Here is a 25,975-nt window from a genome sequence, read left to right as displayed (position 1 = left end):
TTGTCGCTACATGGTCTCCTCCGCCGTGTGTGTCGTGAACGGCAGCACGAGGCGGGACCGGTGCGCGGCGTCCCGGTAGATCTTGTGGGTGACCGGGCGGCCCACCGGCAGATGGAAGGCATCCGGCGGCAGCAGTGCGTTGTGCGCGTCGGCCAGCGGTTCGTTGTTCGAGAGCTCCACCGTGAGAAGGTGTCCCGGCTGGAACGTCGCGGCAAACGGGTAGAGGCGCAGCACATACTCCTCGATCGTCCCCGGCTCGACCGGCACGGCGCGGGTATGCGGGTGGTACGGGTTGCCCTCGGTGGTGCGCTCGTCCAGCTCGCGGTGCGAGGCCTTGAGGTACCCGGACGTGATCAGCTGACGCTTGCCGCCCGGAGCCTCGTCCCACAGGCGCAGGATGAAATTCGTGTCCTCCTGGTCGATCTCCGCGAAGATGTGTGCGGCGCCGGTGCCGATCAGTTCCGTGGGCTCCTCGAACGGCTCGGTGCTCCAGCGCAGCATCGCCACCGTGTCGGTGACCGTCAGCGGCGCCTGGTAGAAGCCGTCAGGGGCGGCGTATTCCGCACCCATCGGCTCGGGCTCCGTGGACAGCTTGCCGCGCGGGCGCAGGTACAGCGACTGGTGCTCCACGTCCTTCGGCGGCCACTGACTGCCGGTGACGTGCGTCCGTGAGCCCTCGACGAAGACGTTCACCGCGGGCTCGTCCATGATCCCGTTGTCGATGCCCTTGATCCAGTAGTCGTACCAGCGGAACATCTTGTCGTGCTCCTCGATGAAGGGGCGCGACTGCATGGGCGGGTACGGACCGATGTCCAGCTTCTTCGGGCCCTTCAGCGCGTCGAAGAGTTCGATCGTGCCGTCGACCGTCCAGCCGCGGCCCTGGTCGATCTGCAGGTAGACGGGGATGTCGATGTTCGGGGCCAGCGTGGTGGGGTTGCGCTCCTCGTACCAGTCCCCGTCCAGGTCGTTCATGACGATGTCGAACCAGGCCTCGTGGTGCTTCGGGTAGTTCAACACGTGGACCAGGTTCGGCCAGGCGGCCACATCCGGATCCTCGAGCCGCTGGCCGACGCGTTCCTTCATCTCCTCGGGGGAGTACGTCTCGAGCATGCGGGACTTGACGTTGTCGGTGAAGGCCCAGCCGGAGTCGCCGCCGCGGCCCTCGCGCGCGGCACGCGGCATGAACCACATGATGCCTCCGTGGTAGGTGGTCTCGTAGAAGTCGTAGTGACCGCCGCTCACGAAGATCGCCTTCAGATGCGGCGGACGCTCCGCGGCGGCGAGCACCTGCATCGAACCGAAGTAGGAGATCCCGATCATGCCGACGTTACCGTCGCACCACGGCTGCTCGGCCACCCACTCGATGAAGTCGTACGCGTCCTGACCCAGGGACACGCCGCCGGCGTTGTAGTTGCCGATGTGCTCGCCGTCGGAGCCGCCGGAGCCGCGGAGATCGCCGATCACGTGGACGTAGTCCTCTTTGACGACGCGTGCGATGTCGCCCGCCTCGATGCAGCCGTCCCACATCGGGCTGGGGCGTCGCTGCGGCGGCGTGGTGAGCGCGAGGGCCTGCAGTTCCTTGCCGTACGGGCTCAGAGCCACCAGCGCGGGCCGGGGCTTGTCCTCCACACCGGAGTACGAGTCGGCGACGAGGGTGACCCCGTCCCGCATCGGCACCCGGAGGTCCTTGCGGACGGCGATCTTCTGCCCACCCGCGTCAAGCGTTCGAAAATCCGTCATGAGTGCACGACTCTCTTTCTCTGTCAAAATTTCTGGTCGAACTGCGTGCGATGGCCGTGCAGCGTCGTGAAGAACGGGGACGGTTCGAGCGTGGGGTCCCCCTCGTAGCCGAGTTCCTCCGCCACACGGGCGAACGGCGAGTACGCCGAGTCCGTCTCCTGCAGACCGTTCTGCAGATGCCGATGGGCCACGTCGCTGACCCGCGCCTGAATGTCCAAGCTCTCCTGGAGGGCCTGCCGCGCCTGCTCGCTGTCGAGCTCGACACCATAGGCCACACCGTCCGCCCGGCGGTACGGATGCCCCAGATACAGTTGCTGCGGACGGATCTCGTCACGAAGATACTGCACGCTCGACCGGTAGGCGACCGGATCCTCGTAGCCGGGAAAGCCGTTTGCGGCGCCGTGGACCTGCACGGCGTCGCCGACGAACACGGAGTTCTGGCCGTCGACCACATAGGCGACCGATCCGGCGGTGTGGCCCGGGATCGCATGCACCGAGACGGTGACATCTCCACCGAGGGACAGGGTCTCGCCGCCCCGGAGCAACATGGACGGCTCCATCTCTCCCGAGATGACCGCCTGCGCCGTCGACGTCTGCTTCGCAGCGCCCTGCGGGTCGTTCAGGTACTGCCCACGCACCGCCACGTACTCGTCCACGTGCGCCTGCCGCGATCGCAACAGGTGCGCGTCGGCCGCGTGGATCACGACCCGGGCACGCCTGCCCGTGAGTTCCCACAGAGCGTGTGCCCCGCCGAGGTGGTCGATGTGGCCGTGAGTCAACAGGATCCAGCGAACGTCCTCGATCCGGCGACCGAGAGCCTCGAGCGCGGGGGCCATTCCCTCGGCGGGCGACGAGGCGATCCCGGTGTCGACGATCGCCGGCTCGGGGGCGTCGATGAAGAAGCTGTACAGGCCGAATCGACCCCACGGCGAGACGAGGGGGTGAATCTTCACGTCCTGCGTCACGTCACGCCCCCGACGTGGACTGAAGGAAGTCGGCCGTCTCCTCGAACACCTTCCGGTATTCCGGGATCCAGGAGAAGTTCTGGACGAAACCGTGATTGGCGCGGGCATAGCGGCTGACCGTCGCTTTCACTCCGGCCTCGTTCAGCCGCTCGCCGTAGAGTTCACCCTCGTCGCGCATGGGGTCGAACTCGGCGGTGACGATCAGCGCCGGGGGCAGCCCGGTCAGATCGTCGCGCTTGATCGGCGACACGAGCGGGTCTGCCGGATCGGCACCGCTGTCGAAATAGAAGGCGTTGAAGGCCTTCAGCCCCGCGGTCTCGACGCCGTATCCTTCGGCGTTCTCCCGCAGGGAGTCGTAGCGGTCGATGTCGAAGTCCAGGTCCAGGGACGGGTAGAACAGGACCTGGTGCGTGATGCGATCGAAGCCCTCGTCGTGGGCCATCGCGGCGACGGCGGCGACGAAGGTGCCGCCCGAACTGTCGCCGGCCAGCGCGAGCGTCGAGCCGTCCCACTTCAGGGCCGCGCCGTTCTCCGCGACCCACCGCACCACCCCGAGGCAGTCCTGGAGGCCGGCCGGGAACGCCGCCTCGGGCGCCCGGCGGTAGCCGACGGAGACGACCTTCATCCCGGTCTCCTTCGCCAGGGACCGCGCGACGTGGTCGTGCGTGTCCAGGCTTCCGAGGAAGAACGCGCCGCCGTGGAGGTACACCAGCAGTCCGTAGGAGTCGGCGTCGACCGGGGTGTAGATCCGGACCGGCACGTCCCCTGCGGTGGTGTCCTCGACTGCGTGAAGCGGCAGGCGCTCCTCGACGGGAGCGACCTGTGCTTCCTCGCCGGCGCGCATGGCCGCCGGGTCGAGCGGGCCCTCGGGCGGGGCGGGCAGGTTGGCGATCACCTGGGCGATCTGGGGGTGTAGCGGCATTTCGGTGACCTCGTTTCTACTTCGCGACGGGCTGCTGAGTGGCGGGCTTCTGACCGGGGAAGACGTCGTCGACCTCGTCCTCGGTCCACCCCTGACGCGAGATGCGCTGCAGCTCGTCGGTCACCGGCTTGCGGGTCGCCTGGTACAGCGCCAGCGCCTCCTTGACGGAGCCGGCCTCCTGCAGGGCGTCGGCGAGTGCGCCGGCGTCCAGGATCGCCGAGTTCGCACCCTGCCCCTGGTGATGCAGCATCGAGTGCGCCGCGTCGCCGACGAGGACGACCGAGTCGGAGTGCCAACGCTCGACCGGGTCGATGTCGTAGACCGCGCGAATGCTCACGGTGTCCAGGTCGAGGCCGCGCGCGATGCTCACGATCCGCTCGTCGAAGCCCTCGACGGTTGCCACGATGTCGTCCTTCGTGATCTGCGGCGCCCAGGTACCGTCCGGGCACAGCGCGGTGATGTCGAAGGACACCTGACCCCGGTGGCGCAACGGCAGCAGGTAGACCTTCGTACCCCTGCCGATATACATCCGGAGGTTGTCGTCGACGACCATCCCGTGGGCGTCGTCGACGGAGATCACCGCGCGGTAGGCGTGCTCCCCGGAGAACACCGGGTCCTTCTCGCTGAAAAGCTGCTGGCGCACAACCGACTTGATTCCGTCGGCGCCGATGATCAGATCGGCCTCGACGGTCTCGGCATTCGCGAAGGTGAGGACGGAGCGATCGCCCCTGTCCTCGACGGTCTCGAGTTTGTGACCGAGGTGCACCATGCCCTCGGGGAGCACGCCCAGGAGTGCGTCGATGAAGTCTCCGCGGTGGATCAGGTGCGTCTTGGTCTCAGCGGCGAAGTCGTCGATTCCCGGCCACGCCTCCTTCATGATCGGATCGCCGGTGGCGGTGAGGATCTCGAAGTAGTCGCTCGGCGAGCTGACCTTCGCGATCGCGTCGAAAATCCCCCACTGGCGGAAGCGGTTCATGGTGGAAGGACGCAGACCGATGCCGGCGCCGACCTCCCGAACCGCGGAGGCCTGCTCGTACACAGTGACGTCGGCGCCGAGCAGGCTCAGGGCCTTGGCTGCCGCAGCGCCGGCGTATCCCGCGCCGACGATGGCGATGTTCAAGTTCTTCAGATCCGTTGGCTGCATGGTTCTCGTCCTTGTCAGTTCTGGATGGTCAAGAAATCGGCGGGATTCTCGACGAACAGCGTGGTGATCGTGGCCTCGTCGATGCCGGCCTCACGCAGGTCGGGGATGAGGTCCTCGAAGAGGTAGTTCACGGTGTGGCCCTTGACTCCCGGCCACCCGAGCGGGCTGCAGTTGGCGTCGACGCCGGCAAGCGCCTGGTTCAGGTGGCCCCGGGCGAGGAACCGGAGGAAGTGGTCCAGGCGCTCCTTGCGCGGGCGGGCCCAGAACGGCGGGTCCTCGAGTTCGGTCTCGTACCCGAAGGTGTCGAAGCCGACGCGACCGCCCTGCTCGGCGATCCAGGTGTCGCGGGTCTTCTCGGCGTTCACGCCGTCGTCGACGTGCCCGAACAGCACGCGGTCCAGCGGCAGGCCCTCTTCGTGGAAGATCGCGATGGCGTTCTCGGCGTCGATGGCCAGATGGGTCAGGATCGGCACTCCGGTGCTCAGGGCAGCGCGGGCGGCGGCTCGGTAGATTCGCTTGTCCAGCTCCGTCATTCGGCCACCGCGACTCACCCCGACCTTGATGACGCCGGCGCGGCTGCCGGTGTCCCCGATGCCGACGGTGATCTCGTGGACGAACTGCCGCGTCAGGTAGTCGACGCTTGCCCGTTCGAAGAACGGCAGGGCGGTGTCGCCGCCGACGAATCCGGTGCAGGCGACGATGTGGACGCCGGTCTTCGCGGACAGCGACTTGTAGTAGTCGACGTCACGACCGTTGCAGATTCCGGTGACGTCGACGAAGGTCCCGCCCCCGTAATCGTGGAACTTGCGGAGTTTCGGGACGGTCTCCTGGTACCGCTCCTCGGGGGTCTTCCACCACCTCGTATCCAGCTCGGAGCCGGGCATGCCGTATCCGATGTGCTCGTGGATGGCGACGATGCCCAACTCCTCGGTCGGGATCGGCCCCAGAACTGTATTGACTCTCGACACAACACTCCCCTTCGGGAAAGACGAAACTTCGATTGTGGATTTCGCGCGGTCAGCGCACCGACAGCAGTTCGCGCGGGTTGTCCACGAGGATGCGCTGGACGTCCGCGTCGCCGAGCCCCTGCGCGGTGAGGAGGGGTACGAACGTCGACAGGACGTAACTGAACGGAAGATCGCGCTGCGGATGACCCTTGGCCACGCCGATCGCGTTGCTCGAGAGCAGGATCCGGTTCCCGTGCCCGGACTCGACGAGTTCGCACACCACGGCGGCGCGCTCGTCGTCGGCGATGTGCGCATCATTTTCGGAGCCCACGTGGTCCAGTGCGACGAAGGCGCCGCGGCGGGCGATCTCGAGTGGTGCGCCGGCGGCGACCGCGTCCTTGCGGTCGAGCCCGCCGACGACGACGCGATGGGCCGGTAGCGTCTCGTCCGCGACGATCTCGAGGTCGGCCGCCGCGTCCCTCCCGTAGCGGAGGGAGACCGCGACTCCCGTCTGCAGCGCGGCCCGGGCGGCGCCGCGGAACAGGCTCTCGTCGGTGAGGGTCATGCCTTCGCGCGTCGCGGTCGTGGTCACCAGACCCGCGGCGCCCCACCGCTCGACACGTGGGATCACCATGCCCTCGGTGATCTCCTTGGTGAAGAGGTCGGCGAACTTCTCCGCGGGCCACGGCGTAGGCGGATTGGTCTGCGGCGTCAGGAAATAGCCGCCGAGCATCTCTTCCGGGCCCATGCCCGTCGACGCGACGATGTGCACGCCGGTCGAGCGGGAGAGTGCCTGGTACAGCCTCACGTCGCGACCGTGGAACATTCCGGTGCTGTCGACGATCGTCCGTCCGCCGTGGTCTCGGAAATCCGTCAGCTTCGCCGCCAGGATCTCGAAGATCTCGGCGCGGTCCATGGCGATGTCGAACGCATGCTCTGCGCCGGGAACCACGGAGAGCAGCGCCTCGTGAACCGAGACGACTCCCAGCTCGGCAGCGGGAACCGGGCCGAGGACGGTGTTGACGGTGTTGCTCTCGGCGGTCTGGGAGCCCTTCATCGGCACTTCCTTTCGTCAACGTCATGTCTGCATGACGTGCTGCGCATCACAGTAGAGATTCACATTACGGACTGTCAAGTGAGTGAATGAACCGACATGTGACTTTGCGGGCAGGTTCGTGGCTGTACTGCGGATAGAATCCGGCCATGTCTCTCCGTGCCGCACAGAAGCAGATGACCTATGAGCTCTTCCTCGCGAAGGCGCTCGAGCTGTTCGGCGGGAAGGGCTACTCCGCGACCACGATCGACGACATCGCCACCGCCGCAGGTTCGACCCGGACGACCTTCTACCTGCACTTCTCGTCCAAGGCCGAGGTGATGAGCGCGCTCCTGACGAAGGTCGACGCGATCCTCACCACCGCCGACGACCCCACGCTGACCGCAGTGGTCGCCTCCGGCTCACGCGACCTGATCCGGGAGTGGCTGGACCGCAAGTTCTCGCAATGGGACGAGATCAAGCCCTACCTCACCGCGTCCTTCCAGGCCGCACACGAGCCGGACGTCGCGGCCAAGACCGAGCAGTGGTTCGAGGACGCGGTCGGTCAGATGACCGAGGGGCTGGACCGGGCGAAGCGCTTCCCGCCGGACCGTCGCCAGGTCCGCTGCGTGCTCGCCTTCGGCCAGCTCGAGTACCTCTCGCGCCGCTACTTCTCGGTCGGCTGGCGGATCCCCCGCGAGGTCTGCCTCGACGAACTCACCGACTCCTGGTGCCACCTGCTCGCATCGGACAACTGAGAGTCGAAAGTCGTCGCGTCGACGAGGATCTCCCGTAACCAGCCGACGAACGCCGCATCTGCCAGGCGCGGGTTCCACACCATGTCGACCCCCAACGGCGAGACCGGCAGCGGGAACTCCTCGATCCGGAGGTCCACCCGTTCACGCATCGCGACAGCGACCCGGAGGGTATGCACCGCAACCCCACCGGCCGTCGCCACCAGATGCGGGATGAGCAGGTGGTCGGAGATGAGTTGCCCGATCCGGTACTGCACGCCGTGCGCGTCCATCGCCGCGTACGGCGCCACCCGGTGCCGGGAGTCGTAGGTGACGTGCGGCAGCGAGGTGAGCAGGTCCAGTGCAGATGCCTCGGGATCGCTGTCCGGATGGGCGATCACCACCCAACGGTTCTCGTAGAGCCGCTCCCGCGGGTACGGCGACGTGAACGCCTCGGACAGGAGCACGACGTCCACCCCGTCGTCGGTGAAATCGCTTGCCTGAGGCTGGACGAAGTTGCGCACCCGGAGGGTCGCATTCGGTGCTCGCTCGGCGATCAGTCGTGCCACACCGGGCCCGACCACGAATGCCGTGCTGGTGGTCATAGCCACCGTGATGGTACGAGGGTCGTGGGCAGGGTCGAAGCCCGGGAAATTCACCACCTGCGCGGTCTGCCGCAGCACTTCCCGCAGTGGCGCGATGAGTTCCAAGGCACGGGGGGTGAGCACCAGGCCGCTGCCCTGCCGCGTCACCAGGTCGTCACCGATCATTCGGCGCATCCGTCCCAGGGCATGACTCATCGCGGGTTGGGACATGCCGACCCGGGCCGCGGCGCGGGTGACAGATCCCTCCTCGAGTAGTGCCAGCAGCGGCACCAGCAGGTTGAGGTTGACCGAGGCGAGCCGCTCCAGGCCGAGATCACTCGAATGATCCCCGGGTTGGTTCATCCACACGAAGTTACGCGTCCTCCTCCCGAACCGTCGGCGTCATGCTCCGGCCGAGGCCATCCGGCGCAGTTTCGGGATCGGGATCCGGTGGTTGACGGCGACCGCGACACCGTGACCGTCGTCGTGGGTCCAGCGCATCACCGACGGCCCGTGTGGGCTGTCCCCGAGAAGGAAGTCGGGTTCACCGGCAGCCGGTAGGTGACCGGCGGCCTTGAGGTTCAACCCGAACTGCTCGGTCCAGAAGTACGGATCGAGGTCGAGTTCGGGCGCCTCGTCGCCGGTCAGAAGCGCGAGGGCAGCGACCTTGGCCTGTTCGATGGCGCTGCTCCACAGCGGAATTCGACGTACTCCAGTCCGCGTCGGGACGGCCGCGACGTCCCCGGCAGCGACGATGACGGGCCTGATTCGCCCCCGCGAGTCCGCCTCGAGGCGGCCGCCGGTCATCAGTCCGCTGGTGGCCAGCCACTCCGTGTTGGGGATGTCACCGACCGCACTGACGAGCAGGTCGGCCTCGACGCGTGATCCGTCCCGCAGGACCACCCCACGCGCATCGTCGATCCCGGCGGCCGAGCCGACGACGACAGTGAGTCCCCGGGCGACCGCGGCCGCGGTGAACGCGTCGGACAGGCAAGGCCCCAGATGCGACAGCATCGGCCGGCCGGCGGCCACCAGCGTCACCGGGCATCCCGCCGACAGGGCTGCGGATGCGATCTCCATCCCCAGCGGACCGGCTCCGACAACCGCGACCGACGGCCGGGCGGCCAGCCGTTCCCGGAGAACCAGGGCATCGTCCAGGGTGCGCAGGGTCAGCTCCGGGCTGTGGTCGCCACCCAGACGCCGGGCCCTGGAACCGGTGGCGATCACCAGTCCGTCGTAGGGCAGGTCCGAGCCGTCGTCGAGACTCACCCGGCGGGACTCGACGTCGAGGCCGACTGCCGCCACCCCGAGCACCTCGGCGGCGTCGTGCGTGGGCAGTGCCAGTTCGTGGGAACCACCACCGTCGACCAGGAGCGCCTTGGAGAGCGCGGGCCGCGAGTACGCCGCCCGGGGTTCGTCCCCCACGATGGTCAGGTCGCCGTCGAAACCTGCGGCACGGAGGCTGTCACACGCGGTCTGGCCGGCGATCCCGTTGCCGATGACCAGAATTCGCCTGGGAGCATCGGTGAGTTTCATGCGAGTTTGAGTGCGGCGACGGGGCAGACCCGGACAGCGGCGCCGGCGTTCGCGATCTCGGGGCTTCCCTCAGGGAGGTCCTCCACGTCGAGGATCAGTTCGCCCTCGTCGTCGAGGTGCATCAAGTCGGGAGCGATCTCTTCGCACAGTCCGTGTCCCTCACAACGGGGCCGGTCGATCACGATCTTCATGCTGGGACCACCTTCAGGATCTCGAGTGTGTCGATGGAGCGGGTGATGTTGCTGGGCAACCGAACCGGTTCGGCGGCCACCAGACGCTGAGCGTGATCGGCCAGCGCCCCGATGACGGCGTGGGCTTCCAAACGGGCCAGGCCCTGGCCGGCGCAGCCGTGCGGGCCGTAACCGAAAGAGAGGTGGTCGACCGGGTTCCGTTCGATTAGAAAGGCGTTCGGGTTCTCGTAACGGCGCGGGTCGCGGTTGCCTGCACCGAAGAGGATCGCCACCTGGGACCCGGCCGGCACCACGGTGCCGTCGATGATTACGTCCCGGGTGACGAGGCGCCCCCAGGCATGCACCGGCGCCCAGAATCGGAGTATCTCGTTGAAGGCTGCCGGCACCAGGGCGGAATCCGTTCGGACCAGGTCGAATTGGTCGGGAAACGCCGAGAAGAGCGCGACGATGTTGCCGAGCGCGGCGATCGTGGTGTCCACACCCGCGCCCAGATACTGGTGGATGATGTGGCCGGCGGTGCCGGGAGGAATGGCGCCCCGGTCCTCGGCATCGAAGATGCCGCGCCCGACCGAGCCCGGCGCCAGATCCTCGGCCCGGACCCCGGTGCACCAACCGTAGAGTTCGCCGGCGATCGGGAAGTTCTCCGCAGTCCGCTGGTTCATCGGGCCGATGACCTCCATCGCGGCTCGTCCCCATCGCAGCATGTTGTCGCGCACCTCGCCGGTGAAGCCGATCAGGTCCGCGACGACCTCGAGCGGAAGAGCGCGGGCCAGCGCGTCGATGGCCTCGAACGAGCCCCGGGCAACCAGGTCCGCGACCAGCGCATCGGCCTTGATCTGGATCTGGTCTCTCAGTCCCCGCAGCGCCCGGGGGGAGAGGTTCTCGGTGAGGGTCGCGCGCAATTCGGTGTGGATCGGCGGGTCGGAGGCCAGCGACGTGCCTTGCAGCGCCTCGTTGACCATGGGGTTGAAGCCGATCGTCCGGGACGAGAACGTGCCGGGGTCGGCCAGAGCGTCGCGGATGGCGTCGTATCGGGTCAGGGCATAGACGTCGTTGGCGGGCAGATGCACCACCGCGCCGAGATCGCGGAGTTCGGCGTACGTCGGATAGGGGTCGGTCAGGATGTCGTCGGCGAAGAGGTCGATATCGGAACTCGCGGGAGTGCTGGTCATGCACCCAGTGAAGTGACTCCACTCACATAAATCTAACTCATATTATGTATATAGGAACATGCAGGAGATTGATGTCAGCGTCCAGTGTTCTCCGCCGCCGAGCGAAACTCGTTGTGCCCCTCCTGGATTTCCGGTGTCGACTCCGCCGGGGGCGGGCCGTTCCGGGCTGCACGTCTGCCCGATCCCTACTACGGCGGTCGCCACAGAGGGAGGTACGCGCGGGGTGTCTGCCGCGCGAGCACTCGATATCCCTATCGGGCATGCCGGGACTCGGCCGGATGAGGGTCGATCGGTCTCACCTTCGCGCGGTGATGGCGTCGGCGGCGTCGTGTAGCGCCCGGGAGACGGCGTGCATGCCGGGGGTGTACTGCCGGCGGGCGAGTGAGGCGATGTAGATCGAGCGTGTCGGCACTCGGTCGGTGGGAAGAAATCGCACCGCGTGTACGTCGGGGCGATGGTGTGCGACGGCCAGACGCGGAACCATGGCGATGCCGACTCCCGCGGCGACCATCGCTTCGATCTCTTGGTAGTCGTGGGCCTCGTAGACGACGTTCGGGGTGAATCCGGCCGTCTCGCAGCTACGGTAAAGCACTTCGGCGGCCGGGTGGTCGGCGTTGCGGATGATCCACTTCGCCGATCGCAGCGATGCCACCGCGACATTGTCGGCGTGCGGCCCGTCGAGCGGGACGAGCAGAACCGTTTCGTCCTCCATCAGCGGCGCGAGGGCCAGGGATTTCTCGGCTTCCTCGGTCCAGTCGTAACTCCAGAGCAACGCCATTTCGACCTCGCTCGAATGAAGCATTTCCAACAGTCGCGGGCGGACCGCGGATTGGACGCGCACGTCGATGCCGGGCCAGTGGGCGTGATAGTCCTTCAGCGCGTCCGAGAGCAGAGAGGCGCTGACGGTAGGAAACGAGCCGAGTCGGACGGTGCCACGCTCGAGCCCCAGCAGAGCTTCCAGGTCGCCACGGGCAGCGCGCATCTCCTGACGGAACAGTCGCGCACGCGTGACGAGAATTTCACCGGCCTCCGTCAACCGGACGCCTCGAGGCAGACGGGTCAATACCGGCTGCCGGATCTCCTGTTCCAGCTTGGCGATGCGCTGCGACGCGGCGGACGGCGTGACGTTAGCGCGTTCGGCGCCGCCGGTGAGCGATCCGGCCTCGGCTATGTCGAGGAGCAGGAACATTGTCACCACATCGAACGAGTTGCGCATCGATACCTCCAACAAGCCTTTAATCTTGCTAAACCCCGCCGTAGAAATACGACATTGTCATAAACATAACCCGCTCATAGTGTGATCTGGGTAATGATCAAGCGAAGGATGTGACATGCAGACGATCGCTTCTCGCCAACCACCCGGGATCACAGCACGGAATCGCCTTGTCGGTCGCCCAGTGCGCTCACTGCAGCTCACGTCGGTCGGCATCGATGAGGTGCTGCAACCCGGTGCGGTGTGGGCGGCCGACGCCGTCGACAGTCACCTCGGGCGGCGGCGTGCACCGTGCACTGCGCCGGCGGGAGTGACAGCTCCCGATCCACATCGCTCGGCTCCGCCCCATATTTACGTTTGTCCGTCGCGACCGGCCGCCGACCAGGCGCCGTTCGATCCGCCCCGCAGCGAACCGAAAGTACGCCCATGACTTCCATCGAGATACTGCCACTGATCGCGCTGGTGGCAATGTTCGTGATAGCCACCTTCTTCCCCATCAACATCGGCATTTTGGGGTTCATCGGCGCTTTCGTCGTGGGGGCGTTCCTCCTCGGCTACGACGACAAGGAAATCCTCGCCGAGTTCCCCAGTTCGATCGTGCTGACGATCATCGGCGTCACCTACTTCTTCGGTATGGCGAAGAAGAACGGGACCATCGATCTGCTCGTCAATGCCTGTATACGTGGCGTTCGCGGACGAGTGACGATCGTCCCGTGGGTGTTCTTCTTCTGTGCCTCGGTGCTCACAGCCCTGGGCACGTTCAGCCCTGCCGCGGTCGCATTGATCTCGCCGGCGGCGATGTCGTTCGCCGCCCGGACCCGGATGAGTCCGCTGGTGATGGGCATCATGACGATCAACGGCGCGCACGCCGGAGCGTTCTCGCCGATCTCGGTCTCGGGTGTCCTCGTCCGCGACATCGTCGAATCGAGCGGCCTGACGATCGCCCCCTGGACCCTGTTCTTCGCCAGCTACGGCATCAACCTGCTGCTCTCGGTCCTGACCGTGGTCGGCTACTCAGTCCTCGCCCGGGTACGGAACCTCGAATTCACCGCCACCGGCGCGAGCGACGGCATCGACTCCGACGGCGGCGGGAGGGCACTGCGCACCCCCACCGCGGGACCCGGTGGAACCCCGACCGGCGGATCGTCCGGTGCGGGTGGTACCCAGGTACTCATCCGGACACCGCGCACCGAGGCCGTCACCGACCACGCCGTGCAGCCGGTCACCGGGGTCCAGAAGCTCACCCTCGTCCTGATCGCCGCAGTGTTGGTGCTGGTCCTGGTCCTGCATATGCCGATCAGCTTCGTCGCCATCGCGGCCGGTGCGATCCTCGCCTTCACCGACCTGTCCAAGCAGAGTGAGGCCATCGCCGGTATCAGCTGGTCCACGGTCCTGCTCGTCGCCGGCATGGTCACCTACATCTCGCTGATGCAGGAGATCGGAACGATCGACCACCTCGCCGCGATGGCGATCACCATCGGCGCACCGCTACTGGTCGCTATCGTCCTCTGCTACGTCATCGGCGTCACCTCGGCCTTCGCATCGTCGACGGCGCTTCTCACCGCCGTCATCCCGCTCGCGCTTCCACTGCTGCAAACCGGCGCACTTCCGGTCGTCGGAGTCGTGGCCGCCCTCGCCATCTCCGCCACCGTCGTCGACGTCTCCCCGTTCTCGACCAACGGCGCACTCGTCCTCGCCAACGCCCAGAACATCGAGCGGCCCCGGTTCTACCGCCAGCTGCTCCTCAACGCGGGCATCGTGGTCGCGATCGCACCGGCGCTGTGCTGGCTGCTGCTGGTGGCCGTCCCGACTCTGGTCTGACGCACAGACAGCACCCGCGAGGGTTTAACTGAAGTTAACCCTCATCGACTTATTCGCCATTGTTCTCCACCCTGATATCAGTCAGGGTGGGTAGTGGGACACCGCTGGGAAGCACGCTCCCCATCCGATCAGAGCCTCCAGCGGTGCCTCACAAACTCTTCGAACCCGAAAGGTGGGCCGGACCGTGTTCACACTTCATGGAACTTGGATGCGGGGAGGCACCAGCAAGTGCTGGCTGTTCAACGCATTCGACGTCGATCCGCTCATTGCCCAGGCCGGTGGCCTGAACGCCATCTTGACGTCGGCATTCGGATCGGGTGATCCGCGTCAGCTCGACGGTGTCGGCGGCGGCAGCTCGACCACATCGAAGGCGGCGATCGTGCGCCGCTCCAGCGAGCCCGGAATCGACGTCGACTACCTGTTCGCGCAGGTCGCTATCGGTGACCGCCAGGTCGAATGGGGCAGCAACTGCGGGAACTGCGCCACGGCGATCGGGTTGTACGCATTGCAGTCCGGGTTCGTTCCGGTCGACTCCAGGGCGACGACTGTGCGGATGCGTAACCAGAACACCGGCGCGATCCTGAACGCCGAGATCGCCACCCCAGGCGGGATGATCCCCACCGAGGGCGACGCGGCCGTGCCCGGTACCAGCGCGTTGGGTGTCCCGGTGGGGCTCACCTTCGCCGGTCTCGCCGCCGGTGCGGCCACACTGCTGCCCACCGGCGCGGCCGCCGACCAGATCTCGATTGCCGACCACACCTACCGCGCCACGATGGTCGTCGCCGGAGCCCCGGCGGCGTTGTTCAACGCCGCCGACCTCGGGCTGACCGGCGCGGAGGACAACCAGACGATCGCCGAACACCTGCCGTTGCTTCTCCGGCTGCGACAGGAATCATCATTGCGGATGGGACTGAGCAAGCCGGGAGATCCTATCTCCCATGCGATTCCGAAAGTCGGAGTCGTGGGCCCGCCGGCGGACTACCGCACCAGTGCCGGCGTCGACATCAGCGCCGACGACTACGACATCTCGGTCCGGATGCTGTCGATGCTCGCCCCGCACCCGGCGATCGGGCTCACATCCGCGGTCGCCGTCGCCGCGGCATCCACCGTGACCGGTGGTGTCGTCACCGACAACACGCAGGTCCGGTGGCCGGGATCACTGCGGGTGGGGACACCCGCCGGAGTACTCGACGTCGACCTCTCCGTTTCCCCCGACGGGGTACTCGAATCGGTCACCCTGCGCCGGGCGGCACGCCGCATCGCATCGGCGGAACTGTTCGTCACCGCCCCGGCGCCGGCTCCGGCACTGGTCGGCTCCGCGCGGTGAAGACTCCGCACGGCCCCGCGATGTGTGAGGACGCCTGATGCCCGAGAAGATCGCGATCGCGCCCAGACCGATCGACACGCGGATCGCCCGATCCTGGCTCCTGGTCAACGGCACCCGAACCGACCTGTTCGACCAGGCCGAACGCTCCTGCGCGGACCAGATCGTCCTCGACATCGAGGACGCCGTCGACCCTCAACTGAAATCCACCGCGCGGGAGGACGTTGCCGCCTGGCTCGAGAACACCTCGGCCTGGGTGCGGATCAACGACCGGTCCTCGGCGTACTGGAGTGATGACGTCGATCGCCTCGCCGGCCTTCCTGGACTGGCGGGCGTGATGCTCGCCAAGACCGAAGCGGCGGAACATGTCACCGAAACCTTCGACCGACTCGGCGGAGCCACCCCGGTGCTCGCGTTGGTCGAATCCGCCCTCGGCATCGACAGGGCCGGTGATATCGCCCGCGCTCGCGGCGTGTTCCGGCTCGCCTTCGGCAGCGGCGACTATCGCCGCGACACCGGCACCAGCGCCGACGACCTCGCCATGGCCTACCCCCGCTCCCGGCTGGTCGTCGCCAGCCGAATCGGCAATCTGCCCGGACCGATCGACGGTCCCACCGTCAGCAACAGTCACACCGTGCTGCGTAAACAGTCCGCGGTGTCCGTGTCCCTCGGTTTGACCGGGAAGCTGTGTCTGGACACCGAACAACTGCCAGTGATCAACGAGTCGATCAGCCCCACGCCCTCGGACGTGACGTGGGCGCGGGAGTTTCTCGCCGATTTCGCAGCCCGCGGCCGGGTTGTGCGCGACGGCAGCGACCCGCCTCGGCTCGGTCGGGCCGAGACGATCACCCGCCTCGCCGACGCGTTCGGAATCTGCCGGAGTTGACCGGTCCTATCCGGTTTCGAATCCCTCCTGTAGCTGGTGGGCGGCGGCAGTGCACACCGCGATTCCTTCCTGCGCGGCTGGGCTCAGCCGCCGCTCGGTCAGGTGCGCGACCAGGATCCGCCGTTGCGGTGGGCGAGTCGCGAGGGGGATCGACCGGACATCGGGCCGGAGGTTGAGCACAGCCAGGCGGGGTGCGATGGCTACCCCGAGTTCGACGGCGACCATCGCCTGCACCTCACCGTAGTCGTGCGCGAAGACGCTTGTGCGTGGTGTGAAACCGCCTTGCTGACAGAGTTTTTCGAGCGTCTGCGCGACCGGGTGATCGTCGGCGCGGACCACCCACGACTCGTCGCGCAATTCGGCGATCCGGATCGAGTCGCGGTCGGCCAGGCGGTGCCGTTCCGACACCAGCAGCACGGTCGGATCGTTCATCAGGTGGTGGTAGGTCAACGTCGGGTCGTCGACGCGGTTCCATTCGTAGTCCCACAGCAGCGACAGTTCGGTCTCCCGGCGGCGAAGTGCATCGACCAGTTGCGCGAATCGGCCGCTGAGCACCTTCAACTCGACGCCCGGGTGCCGAGTCTTGAATTCCTTGACCACCAGCGGCAGCAGTGACGACCCCGCCGTGGGGAAGGTGCCTATCGCCAGCAGACCCGCGCGCAGTCCCTTGATCTCCGCGAGTTCGGCATTGGCAGCCTCGAGTTCGATCAGGATGCGTTCGGTGTGCCGGACCACCGACCGCCCGGCCTCGGTCAGCACGATGCCCCGCGCGTGCCGCTCGAGAAGCGGTTGCCCGGCCTCCTTCTCCAACTTAGCGATCTGTTGGGAGACAGCCGAAGTGGTGTACCCGAGCGCCGCCGCCGCCGCGGTGATCGAGCCGTGCTCGGCGACCTCGCGCAGCGTGAACATCCTGTTCGTGTCCAGCACCCACCCACCTCCTGACTTTAGAGAAAGTTAACGTCTGTCGACATACCCGTGATTGTAGTTGAACCGTGCGAGTGTCAGTCTGAAGTGGCGGCAGCGGCGGCTCGGCACTCCCCAACCGCACCGTGACACCTGTTGGTACCCACCTGTCGGGCGGCACTCGTCCGCGGCGAAGCGCCGCACCCCGTATCGATTCCCCCACACGCGAGGACAGCCTATGACTGCACACCCGAGCGACATCCACTCGCCTGACGACCAGGCCGACGAGAGCACGGGCGACGGCTCATCTCCGGCGCCCGGTCCGCTGCACGGCATCCGAGTCCTCGACATCAGTACCGTCTACGCCGCACCGATCACCGCCATGCTGCTCGGCGACTACGGGGCGGACGTGATCAAGATCGAGCACCCCACCGGCGATCCGGCCCGCACACACGGAGCCCGGAAGGACGGACACGGGCTGTGGTGGAAGGTCATCTCACGGAACAAGACATGCATCACCCTCAATCTCAGCACCACCGACGGTCAGCAGATGCTCCGCGACCTCGTCGTCGACGCCGACGTACTGGTGGAGAACTTCCGTCCCGGCGTTCTCGAGAAATGGGAACTGGGCCCGGATCGGCTCCGTGCTCTCAACCCGGGGCTGGTCATGCTGCGGGTCACCGGCTTCGGTCAATCCGGCCCCTACGCAGAACGCCGAGCATTCGGGACCCTCGCCGAGGCGATGAGTGGATTTGCCCACCAAACAGGTGGCGAGGACGGTCCGCCGACGCTGCCGCCCTTCGGCCTCGCCGACGGTGTCGCCGGACTCGCCGGCGCCTTCGGCGTCGTGACCGCGCTGCTGCACCGCATCGGCCCGGCTGGCGACGGAAAGGGGCAGGTCATCGACCTGTCTCTGCTCGAACCGCTGCTCGGGATCCTGGGCCCCGGACCCACCGCGTACGACCAGCTCGGCACCATCGCCGGCCGCAACGGCAACCGATCCCCCAACAACGCCCCGCGCAACACCTACCTCACCAAGGACGGGCGGTGGGTCGCCATCTCCGCGAGCGCCACCTCCGTGGCTGCGCGGGTCATGCGACTGGTCGGCCGACCCGACATCGTCGACCAGCCCTGGTTCGACTCCGCCGGCGAACGCAGCCGCAACGGCGACCTGCTCGACGAGGCGGTCGCGAAATGGATCGTAGACAGACCGCTCGACGAGGTCACGGCCGAATTCGAACGCGTCGGCGCCGCACTGGCACCGATTTACGACGTCGCGCAACTGATGAACGATCCGCACGTCCTCGCCCGCGACTGCATCACCACCGTCGACGACGACGACCTCGGCCCGATCAAGATGCAGAACCTCATGATCCGCATGCTCGGAACACCCGGTTCGATCAACTTCGCCGGCCGCCGCCTCGGGCAGGACAACCAGCAGTTCTATCACGACACCCTGGGCATCGACCCGGACCGACTGACCAGGCTCACCGAGAAGGGAGTCCTCTGATGGACCGCAGCTACCTATTCGCCCCCGGCCACAACCGAAAACTCCTCGGAAAGGTGTTCGATGCGGGCGCGGACGCTGTCATCCTCGACCTCGAGGACGCGGTCCCGCTGACCGACAAGGCCACCGCCAGGGCGAACGTCGCATCCGCCGTCACCACCCACACCGCGTGGGTGCGCATCAACGCCCCAGGCACCGAACTCGCCGAAGCCGACCTCGATGCCGTCGCCGCATCGGCGCACGGCATCCGAATCCCCAAAGTCGAGACACTCGACGACATCCGCTGGGTTGCAGACCGGGCACCCGGAAAGCCCCTGATCTGCGCCATCGAAACCGCGAAAGGCGTCGCCAACGCCTACGCGATCGCCGACCACCCCGCAGTGACACACATCGCGCTCGGCGGCATCGACCTGCAGAAAGACCTCGGCACAGGCGGCGGAGACATCCCCATGCAGTACGTGCGATCCCACCTCGTCGTCGCCGCTCGCGCCGCCGGCATCGCCCCGCCGATCGACAGCGTCTACCCGCACATCGAAGACACCGACGGACTCCTCCGCCAGGCCACCCACAGCCGCGCCCTCGGCCTGTTCGGCAAGTCCGCCATCCATCCCGCTCAGCTACCGGCCATCCACACCACATTCAGTCCGCAACAGAACGAAATCGACTGGGCTCGAAAGGTTGTCGACGCATTCGAGAATGCAGGCGGAGCCGCGGTGCGACTGCCCGGAGGCGAATTCGTGGACCTCCCCGTCGCGGAGCGGGCAAGGAGAATCCTGGATTCCGCACACGCATGACGTACCGAACGTCCACGATCCGTGCTCCGGAATTGGCAGAAGGACGATCCGAACCGTGAAACCCCTGGCCTCATACTGTGGACGGTGCGGCGCGACATCAAAGCCCCTCGTCGCCGCCGAGGGGCCCTTGGGCAAGGCATACCTCAACCGGCGGCGATTCTCACATCAAGCCGACATCCTGCCACTACTGTCCTGGGCCGGGTACAGCTAGTTCCTCGGGCGATCAGACTGCAGACTCGGGGTCCCTGAGGCGGCGCCGTCGGCCACGTCTTGGTCAGTCTTCCGGGCGCCAAGCTTGCCCGAGCCGTCACCCGCGGTCTCGATGCCGATCTCTCGATTGTGCTCGATTCGTCCCAAGAGTCGGTCGCATGTGTGTTGCGCTGATAGTCGTCAGGAAAGCTCTTCACAGGAAAGTGCCAGCGACTTCACGGGTTGACCGGATTCTGCGCTCTTACGCTCCTCCCATGCGAACTCAGAACTCCCGTGTCACCTCACCGAAGAAGTTGATCGTCGCGTCCTCGATGACGATGCTTCTCGGACTCTCGATCGTGGCGTGCGGGACGGACAACGACAGCACCACCACCCCAACCGCCACCTCCGCTTCGAGTTCTGTCGCATCCACTGCTGCCACCGCCGACGCGGGCACCGTCGTCGCCGGCGCCGAGGCTTTCGCGACGACGCTGACCGACGATCAGAAAGCATCACTACAACAAGAGTATTCGCTCGAGAATGCGCAGAAGTGGTCGAATCTGCCGCAGGCACTGCTCCGAGGCGGTCAGGGGCGGATCGGCCTGCAACTCAGTGAACTCGACGACACTCAAATCACCGCGCTCGACACCCTCTTGCAGGCCGTCACCGGATCGGCGGCGGGCGACGGGTACGACGAGATCCAACAGCTGCTCAACGCGGACGACTACCTCGCGGCCAACGGCGGCGGAACCGACTACGGCCGCGGCAATTACTACATCGCCTTCCTCGGCACCCCGTCCGATTCCGGGACGTGGGAATTGCAGTTCGGCGGCCACCATCTGGCCTTCGCCAACACCTACATCGACGGCGCGCTCGTCGGTGCGACCCCGTCGTTCCGCGGGGTCGAACCGTTCGGCACCTTCGAGCAGAACGGCACGTCCAATTCCCCTCTCGCCAACGAGCAGTCTTCGTTCGCGGCGATGCTCGCGGGAATGTCCACCGAGGAGCTGGCCACAGCGAAGCTCGATTCCGTGTACAGCGATCTGGTCCTCAAACCCGGTAACGACTGGGCATTCCCGACCACCAAGGAAGGCGTGCAGGTCTCGACGTTCACACCGGAACAGAAGCAACTGGTCATGGCCGCGATCGCCACCTACGTCGACGACATCGACGACGCGGACGCGGCCACCATCCTGGCGAAGTACGAAAGCGAGCTGGACCAGACCTACGTCTCGTACTCGGGTAGCACCGGTGTGACAGAGCAGAACGACTACGTGCGGATCGACGGACCGTCGGTCTGGATCGAGTTCTCGATGCAGCACGGCATCGTGCTGTCCGGTAATCACCCGCACTCGGTGTGGCGTGATCGGACGACGGATTACGGCGGAACGCAGGAGTGATCGCCCCGCTCGAGATGCGCCGGTCAACTCCCCCTCGACTGCGCAAGTCGGCCGCGGGGTTGTTGGTGGTGCTCTCTTCGATCGGAGTGTGGCTGGTGGGTGGCACCGCACACGCTCACGTTCTACCGACCACCACCATCGAGCTCGATGTTCGTTCCGGGGAAATCGATGCCGCACTGACGATTCCACTGAGCGACCTGGAGGCGGCAAGCGGGATCGACCTCGGATCCGCCGGCCAGGCCGAGGTCGACGCGCATTCGAGCGAACTAGTGGACTATCTCGAGGACCATTTCGTGCCGACCGCGCTGGACGGCCGGCCGTGGGCGGTCACGTTCGACGAATTCACCGTCGGCTCAGCGGAGGACCTCGGTACCGGAATCTATGACACGCTCACGACGACGGCGCATCTGGTTCCACCCGCCGGAGCCGATGAACGCTCGTTCGATCTCGGCTACGACGCAGTGATCCATCGCGTGGTCACCCATGTCGTCCTGGTCACCGTTCGATCCGACTGGTCCACGGGAACAATAGATTCCGGGCGAGAGATCGGCACCGTCGGAGTGGACTCCGTCACCGGCGACATCACGCCACTGACAGTACACCTCGACGACGGAAGCGCCTGGCAGGGATTCGTCAGTATGGTCTCGCTCGGCATCACGCACATCCGGGAGGGAACTGATCACCAGCTGTTCCTGCTCACGTTGTTGCTACCCGCTCCGTTGCTCGTCGCCGCCCGGCGGTGGGGTGGTCCAGCGCGGCCCGTGGTGGCGGTGCGGAAGATAGCTGCGATCACGCTGGCTTTCACCGTCGGCCACTCGGTCACTCTCGCATTGGGCACGATCGGCTTTCCGGTTCCGCAGCAGCCCGTCGAGGTGCTCATTGCGATCAGCATTCTCGTCGCTGCCGTTCACGCGATAGTGCCGATCTTTGCCGGCCGCGGGGCGTTGATAGCGGGGATCTTCGGTCTCGTCCACGGTCTCGCGTTCTCCGCGACGCTCACCGAGCTGGATCTCACCGGCGGGCAACTCGCAGTGAGCCTGCTGGGTTTCAACATCGGCATCGAACTCATGCAACTCGCCGTCGTTGCTGTCGTACTGCCGCCGCTCATCGTGCTCGCGCGGACCCGCACCTACCATCCCGTTCGGGTATCCGCGGCCGTGCTGGCCGCGGCAGCAGCAGTCGGATGGGTGTTCGATCGGATTGGTTTTCCCAACCTCGTCGCCAGCGTCGCGGACAGCCTGGCCGACGTGTCCCCGTATATCGTTGCTGCACTGTGGATTGCCGCTGCGTCCGTCGCCATGGCACGGCGCTCGGGTGGCCGACCAATGGCAGCGATGTCGCCGGTGCCCCGCGCGTCGTCGAGAGTGTGACCGGGCGGCTGTTCTACGTGTGCGGGGCTGCGTCGGGACGGCCGGGCCAGACGCGTTCCGCAAGCGTGAGGACCGGGGGCAGGGCCGGGTTGTCGGAGGTCGGGCGCCACGCCATGCGCAGATGGATCGGCAGGGTCTCGTCGAGCACCCGCAGGAAGTGCACATGCGGGTCCGTCACGTTCTCAGCCACGGACGATACCGTCAGGGAGCATCCGACTTCGGCACCCACCAGCGCCATGGCGGTCCACGAATCGGGTGCCCTCTGCACGATGTCGGGATCGAACCCTGCCCCCAGGCTCAGTCTGCGCAGCCGGTCACCCAGGACCGAGCCCTCGTGCGGAGGCAGGGCCACGAACGGCTCTCCGGCAAGTTCCGCCACGTGCACCTCCCTTCTCGAGGCGAGCGGGTGGGATGCCGGGACGGCCACGACGAGGTGTTCCTCGACAATGATGCGGGACTGGACACCGGCGGGCACGAAATCCCACCGGCCGAGGCTGACGTCGACCTCGCCCCGGAGAACTCGGGCAAGGGCCGGGAGTGCGAAATCCTGGCTGTGGAGCCGTAATTCAATCCCCGGGTGGGCCTTCCTGACCTCCCGGGCGAGCACTCCCACGAGTACGTGGGTCGAGGCACCGGCATAGGCGAACGTGACAGTCCCTGCCTCCCCCTGATCGGCGGCCAGCGCGGTGGCGCGGGCCCGTTTCTCGGCGGCGAGCAACTCCTGGGCGGGTGCCACCAGCGCTGTTCCTGCCGCGGTCAGCCGGACGCTGCGTGTGCTCCGGATGAAGAGGTCGGTTCCGAGGTCGCGCTCGAGTTGTCGCACTATCCGGCTGACCGGCGGCTGCGCGAGGTGGAGCCGCTCGGCGGCCCGCCCGAAATGTAGTTCCTCGGCCACGGCGAGGAACACCCGCAGTTGTTGGAAGTCCATCTCAAGATTATTTCACGAATTGAAATAGTTCGGCCACCAGTAAGTATTGGACGCGAAGTAATGGCGGTGGGATGGTTGAGGGGATTTCCCACACGGAAGAAGCCTCATGACACTGCAGAGCAACGACACCGCCATCGCCCCGGAGGCCACCGAAGATCGGCAACCGGGACGACAGCACCAGGATGCCTTCGGCCGCAACGCAAGCGGTCCGTTGGCCGGAATCGTTGTCGCCGATTTCAGTAGGGTCCTTGCCGGGCCCTACTGCACCATGCTTCTCGCAGACATGGGCGCCACCGTCATCAAGGTCGAGAGCCCGTCCGGTGATGAAACACGTGCGTGGAAACCGCCGGTCTTCGACGGCCAGTCCACGTATTACCTGTCGATCAACCGGAACAAGAGGTCGATCGCGTTGGACTTCGGCGACCCCGCCGATCTCGAGACGGCCCGCGGCATTGCAGAGAGCGCCGACGTCGTCGTCGAGAACTTCAAGCCGGGCGGACTGGACCGCTTCGGCCTGGAGTATGCGTCCATCAGGGAACGCAATCCCGCTGTCGTGTATGCGTCCATTACCGGATTCGGCTCGGCCGGAGGAGCAGCGCTGCCCGGATACGACCTGCTCGTCCAGGCGATGTCCGGACTGATGAGCCTCACCGGAGATCCGGATCTCCCCGCCTACCGCTCCGGCGTCGCGGTCTTCGACGTCATCACCGGACTCCATGCCGCCATCGGCGTCCTCTCCGCGCTGCACGAGCGCGGCCGGAGTGGCCGGGGCCAGCGCATCGAGGTGAACCTCATGTCCTCGGCGCTGTCAGGCATGGTCAATCAGACCGCCGGGTTCCTGCTCAGCGGAAATGTGCCGACCCGCATGGGCAATGAGCATCCCAGCATCTACCCCTACGAGCCGCTGCCCACCGCGGACGGCGACATCGTCCTCGCCATCGGAAACGATAGGCAGTTCCGGACTCTGTGCGATGTCATCGGTGCGCCCGAGCTGGCTGCGGACCCCAGGTTTGCGACACCACCCGACCGTAGCCACAACCGTTCGGCACTGCGCCCCATCCTGCAGGAATTGTTGGCCGCCAAGCCTGCTTCCGAATGGTTCGACAACTTCACCGAGGCACGGTTGCCGTGTGCCCCGATCAACGATGTCCGCGGCGGAATCGAATTCGCGCAGCGCCTCGGGCTGGAACCCGTCGTGGAGGTGGGAGACGGCGAAGAAGCGCTTCCCGGGGTCCGCAACCCGATCACATTCTCGGCGACGCCGGCCAGTTACGACCTCGTGCCGCCCGGCATCGACGCCGACCGGGGTGACATCCTCGGGTGGCTGCACGAGGTCGCTCCCCGAACCTAGTCGGAAGTCAGCAGCGCACGAGCCTGAAGGATTTCCTGTTCGACGTCGTCGTCGAGACCGCCGGCGGGCAGGGCACCGATTTCGCCGCGGAGCAGACCGACATCCTTGAGCAGCAGGTCGTACTGGACGTCGACGAGGTTGTCGCTCATCCAGCTCTGGCCGGTCGACACACCGATGACGTCGAAAAGGCCCTTGGCGGGCATTCCGAGCTGGCCCGCGAGATTGAGCATCCGTGCGGTGGCGGCCAGGTTGTAGGTGGCCAGCGCGTTGTTGAGCAGCTTGACCAGGGCCGGCTGACCGTAGGACTCCATGCGGAATACGCGGCCGGAGATGTCGGTCAGCAGCCGGTCCTCGGCGGGGGTGGCGTCGGGTCCGGCGAGGAAGATGGTCATCGAGCCTTGGCGTGCACCCTGGGGGCCGCCCGATACGGGGGCTTCGAAGACGCGCCAGTTGTTCGGGGCCTCGGACATGATCTTCCGGGCGTCTTCCGGCGCCAGCGTGGTGTGGACGAAGACGGTCAGCGGCCGTGCGGTGTGGTCCCGGAGCGCCGCGAACACGGACGAGACCTGGTCCGCCAGCCGCACCGCGACGTGAACGCTGTCCACGGACGGCCACTCGGGAGCCGCCAGGTCGCTGCCGGCCGGCGACTGGGTCTCCTCCGACCACTCGCGGACGCGCTCCGTGTCGAAGTCGTAGCCGTACGCATCCTGCCCCAGCTGGGCGAGATGCGCACCGATGTTTCCGCCGATGGGTCCGAGTCCAATTATCAAGTGCATGAACGTTCCTGGAGTGTGAGTGAGAAGTGTGTGAACGAAAGTGCCGGACCGGCATGGCGAGTCATCGAGCTGTCGGCGGGATCGGCAGGCGCCACGAGGGCGCCGCGGTGGGGCGAATCGGCTCAGTCCGTGGGGGACTCCGGTGCAAGACCCCGCTCTGCCATGACCGCCTTGACGAGCGTCAGGCCGTTGAGCACGCGCGGAAACCCGATGTACGGGATGCAGTGAATCAGGGCACCGACGATCTTCTCCTTGGTCAGGCCCACGTTGAAGCCGGTGTTGATATGCAACTTCAACTGGGGTTCGGTGCCCAGGGCGACCAGTGTGGAGATGGTCACGAGCGTCTGCTCCTGCTGGCTCAGGCCAATTCGGGAGTAGATGTCTCCGAAGGCGAAGGAGACGATGTAGTCGGACAGGTCCGCGTCCAGACGCTTGTAGGACTCCACGAGCTTGACGTGGTCGAAGGTGTTGGAGTGCTCGGGGGAGACGAGCTCCATCATGCGGTCGAGGCCGCGCTGGTAGCGATCTGTGGCCATGGGGTATTC

General features: G+C 66.4%; 24 protein-coding genes. 9 read left to right on the top strand and 15 right to left on the bottom strand.

The window, feature by feature from the left end; genetic code table 11:
• Positions 1-6: 6 nt before the first annotated feature.
• The 6 genes from ACFVJ3_RS05880 to ACFVJ3_RS05855 are packed head-to-tail and all read right to left on the bottom strand — an operon-like array spanning position 7 to position 6,775.
• On the bottom strand, positions 7-1,740 hold the full coding sequence (locus tag ACFVJ3_RS05880) for a CocE/NonD family hydrolase (RefSeq protein WP_378451178.1): 1,734 nt from the start codon (positions 1,738-1,740) through the stop codon (positions 7-9).
• Positions 1,741-1,763: 23 nt separating this feature from the next.
• Positions 1,764-2,705: an MBL fold metallo-hydrolase gene (locus ACFVJ3_RS05875; RefSeq protein WP_378451177.1), complete on the bottom strand. Its 942-nt coding sequence runs from the start codon at positions 2,703-2,705 to the stop codon at positions 1,764-1,766.
• 1 nt (position 2,706) lies between these two features.
• A complete protein-coding gene (locus ACFVJ3_RS05870; protein WP_378451176.1) occupies positions 2,707-3,627 on the bottom strand; it encodes an alpha/beta hydrolase in 921 nt (306 codons plus the stop codon).
• A gap of 16 nt (positions 3,628-3,643) precedes the next feature.
• Entirely contained in the window at positions 3,644-4,771 is a 1,128-nt protein-coding gene (locus ACFVJ3_RS05865) for an FAD-dependent oxidoreductase (protein WP_378451175.1), read from the bottom strand.
• A 14-nt stretch (positions 4,772-4,785) separates the two neighbouring features.
• On the bottom strand, positions 4,786-5,739 hold the full coding sequence (locus tag ACFVJ3_RS05860; protein WP_378451174.1) for a phosphotriesterase: 954 nt from the start codon (positions 5,737-5,739) through the stop codon (positions 4,786-4,788).
• A gap of 49 nt (positions 5,740-5,788) precedes the next feature.
• The gene (locus tag ACFVJ3_RS05855) at positions 5,789-6,775 is read right to left on the bottom strand and encodes a phosphotriesterase (protein ID WP_378451173.1); all 987 of its coding nucleotides are present in this window, start codon (positions 6,773-6,775) and stop codon (positions 5,789-5,791) included.
• A 146-nt stretch (positions 6,776-6,921) separates the two neighbouring features.
• Here ACFVJ3_RS05855 and ACFVJ3_RS05850 point away from each other — a divergent pair, with 146 nt between their 5' ends.
• Positions 6,922-7,509 carry a TetR/AcrR family transcriptional regulator gene (locus tag ACFVJ3_RS05850; protein WP_268788845.1) on the top strand — a complete coding sequence of 196 codons (588 nt, stop codon included), beginning with the start codon at positions 6,922-6,924 and terminating at the stop codon, positions 7,507-7,509.
• Here ACFVJ3_RS05850 and ACFVJ3_RS05845 read toward each other — a convergent pair.
• The 5 genes from ACFVJ3_RS05845 to ACFVJ3_RS05825 form a co-directional block, all read right to left on the bottom strand.
• The gene (locus ACFVJ3_RS05845; protein WP_378451172.1) at positions 7,419-8,432 is read right to left on the bottom strand and encodes a LysR family transcriptional regulator; all 1,014 of its coding nucleotides are present in this window, start codon (positions 8,430-8,432) and stop codon (positions 7,419-7,421) included. The genes ACFVJ3_RS05850 and ACFVJ3_RS05845 overlap by 91 nt on opposite strands.
• Before the next feature lie 39 nt (positions 8,433-8,471).
• The gene (locus tag ACFVJ3_RS05840) at positions 8,472-9,605 is read right to left on the bottom strand and encodes an NAD(P)/FAD-dependent oxidoreductase (protein ID WP_378451171.1); all 1,134 of its coding nucleotides are present in this window, start codon (positions 9,603-9,605) and stop codon (positions 8,472-8,474) included.
• The gene (locus tag ACFVJ3_RS05835; RefSeq protein ID WP_378451170.1) at positions 9,602-9,796 is read right to left on the bottom strand and encodes a ferredoxin; all 195 of its coding nucleotides are present in this window, start codon (positions 9,794-9,796) and stop codon (positions 9,602-9,604) included. Before ACFVJ3_RS05835 ends, ACFVJ3_RS05840 begins: the two co-directional genes overlap by 4 nt.
• The gene (locus ACFVJ3_RS05830; RefSeq protein ID WP_378451169.1) at positions 9,793-10,968 is read right to left on the bottom strand and encodes a cytochrome P450; all 1,176 of its coding nucleotides are present in this window, start codon (positions 10,966-10,968) and stop codon (positions 9,793-9,795) included. Before ACFVJ3_RS05830 ends, ACFVJ3_RS05835 begins: the two co-directional genes overlap by 4 nt.
• A gap of 295 nt (positions 10,969-11,263) precedes the next feature.
• Positions 11,264-12,184 (bottom strand): LysR family transcriptional regulator, encoded by a 921-nt coding sequence (locus ACFVJ3_RS05825; RefSeq protein WP_378451168.1) that lies wholly within the window; start codon positions 12,182-12,184, stop codon positions 11,264-11,266.
• Between the two features lie 423 nt (positions 12,185-12,607).
• Between ACFVJ3_RS05825 and ACFVJ3_RS05820 the strand changes: the two genes are divergently transcribed.
• From ACFVJ3_RS05820 to ACFVJ3_RS05810, 3 genes are all read left to right on the top strand, one after another.
• Positions 12,608-14,002, top strand: a complete 1,395-nt coding sequence (locus ACFVJ3_RS05820; protein WP_378451167.1) for an SLC13 family permease — start codon at positions 12,608-12,610, stop codon at positions 14,000-14,002.
• 208 nt (positions 14,003-14,210) lie between these two features.
• Entirely contained in the window at positions 14,211-15,329 is a 1,119-nt protein-coding gene (locus ACFVJ3_RS05815; protein WP_378451166.1) for a PrpF domain-containing protein, read from the top strand.
• Positions 15,330-15,366: 37 nt separating this feature from the next.
• Entirely contained in the window at positions 15,367-16,212 is an 846-nt protein-coding gene (locus ACFVJ3_RS05810) for an HpcH/HpaI aldolase/citrate lyase family protein (protein WP_378451165.1), read from the top strand.
• Between the two features lie 6 nt (positions 16,213-16,218).
• Here the strand turns inward: ACFVJ3_RS05810 and ACFVJ3_RS05805 are convergent, their stop codons facing one another.
• Entirely contained in the window at positions 16,219-17,139 is a 921-nt protein-coding gene (locus tag ACFVJ3_RS05805; protein ID WP_378451164.1) for a LysR family transcriptional regulator, read from the bottom strand.
• A gap of 214 nt (positions 17,140-17,353) precedes the next feature.
• Between ACFVJ3_RS05805 and ACFVJ3_RS05800 the strand changes: the two genes are divergently transcribed.
• From ACFVJ3_RS05800 to ACFVJ3_RS05785, 4 genes are all read left to right on the top strand, one after another.
• Entirely contained in the window at positions 17,354-18,625 is a 1,272-nt protein-coding gene (locus ACFVJ3_RS05800; RefSeq protein ID WP_378451163.1) for a CaiB/BaiF CoA transferase family protein, read from the top strand.
• A complete protein-coding gene (locus tag ACFVJ3_RS05795) occupies positions 18,625-19,416 on the top strand; it encodes an HpcH/HpaI aldolase/citrate lyase family protein (protein WP_378451162.1) in 792 nt (263 codons plus the stop codon). The genes ACFVJ3_RS05800 and ACFVJ3_RS05795 overlap by 1 nt, the downstream gene beginning before the upstream one ends.
• A gap of 464 nt (positions 19,417-19,880) precedes the next feature.
• The gene (locus tag ACFVJ3_RS05790; RefSeq protein ID WP_378451161.1) at positions 19,881-21,005 is read left to right on the top strand and encodes a DUF3500 domain-containing protein; all 1,125 of its coding nucleotides are present in this window, start codon (positions 19,881-19,883) and stop codon (positions 21,003-21,005) included.
• The gene (locus ACFVJ3_RS05785) at positions 21,002-22,375 is read left to right on the top strand and encodes a HupE/UreJ family protein (RefSeq protein WP_378451160.1); all 1,374 of its coding nucleotides are present in this window, start codon (positions 21,002-21,004) and stop codon (positions 22,373-22,375) included. Before ACFVJ3_RS05790 ends, ACFVJ3_RS05785 begins: the two co-directional genes overlap by 4 nt.
• 13 nt (positions 22,376-22,388) lie before the next feature.
• Here the strand turns inward: ACFVJ3_RS05785 and ACFVJ3_RS05780 are convergent, their stop codons facing one another.
• Complete coding sequence (locus ACFVJ3_RS05780) at positions 22,389-23,303, bottom strand: LysR substrate-binding domain-containing protein (protein ID WP_378451159.1); 915 nt, start codon at positions 23,301-23,303, stop codon at positions 22,389-22,391.
• Positions 23,304-23,409: 106 nt separating this feature from the next.
• On the opposite strand from ACFVJ3_RS05780, the gene ACFVJ3_RS05775 reads away from it, so the two are divergent.
• Positions 23,410-24,654 carry a CaiB/BaiF CoA transferase family protein gene (locus tag ACFVJ3_RS05775; RefSeq protein WP_378451158.1) on the top strand — a complete coding sequence of 415 codons (1,245 nt, stop codon included), beginning with the start codon at positions 23,410-23,412 and terminating at the stop codon, positions 24,652-24,654.
• On the opposite strand, the gene ACFVJ3_RS05770 is transcribed toward ACFVJ3_RS05775, so the two are convergent.
• Together ACFVJ3_RS05770 and ACFVJ3_RS05765 are read right to left on the bottom strand one after the other, a co-directional pair.
• Positions 24,651-25,430, bottom strand: a complete 780-nt coding sequence (locus tag ACFVJ3_RS05770) for an NAD(P)-binding domain-containing protein (protein WP_378451157.1) — start codon at positions 25,428-25,430, stop codon at positions 24,651-24,653. The genes ACFVJ3_RS05775 and ACFVJ3_RS05770 overlap by 4 nt on opposite strands.
• Positions 25,431-25,552: 122 nt before the next feature.
• Positions 25,553-25,966 (bottom strand): carboxymuconolactone decarboxylase family protein, encoded by a 414-nt coding sequence (locus ACFVJ3_RS05765; protein ID WP_378451156.1) that lies wholly within the window; start codon positions 25,964-25,966, stop codon positions 25,553-25,555.
• Positions 25,967-25,975 lie beyond the last annotated feature (9 nt).

Source organism: Rhodococcus sp. NPDC127593 (genome assembly GCF_042671975.1).
Taxonomy (GTDB): Bacteria; Actinomycetota; Actinomycetes; order Mycobacteriales; family Mycobacteriaceae; genus Rhodococcus_F.
The sequence above is the reverse complement of the archived record's forward strand: the minus strand, read 5'-3'. Positions and strand labels throughout refer to the sequence as shown.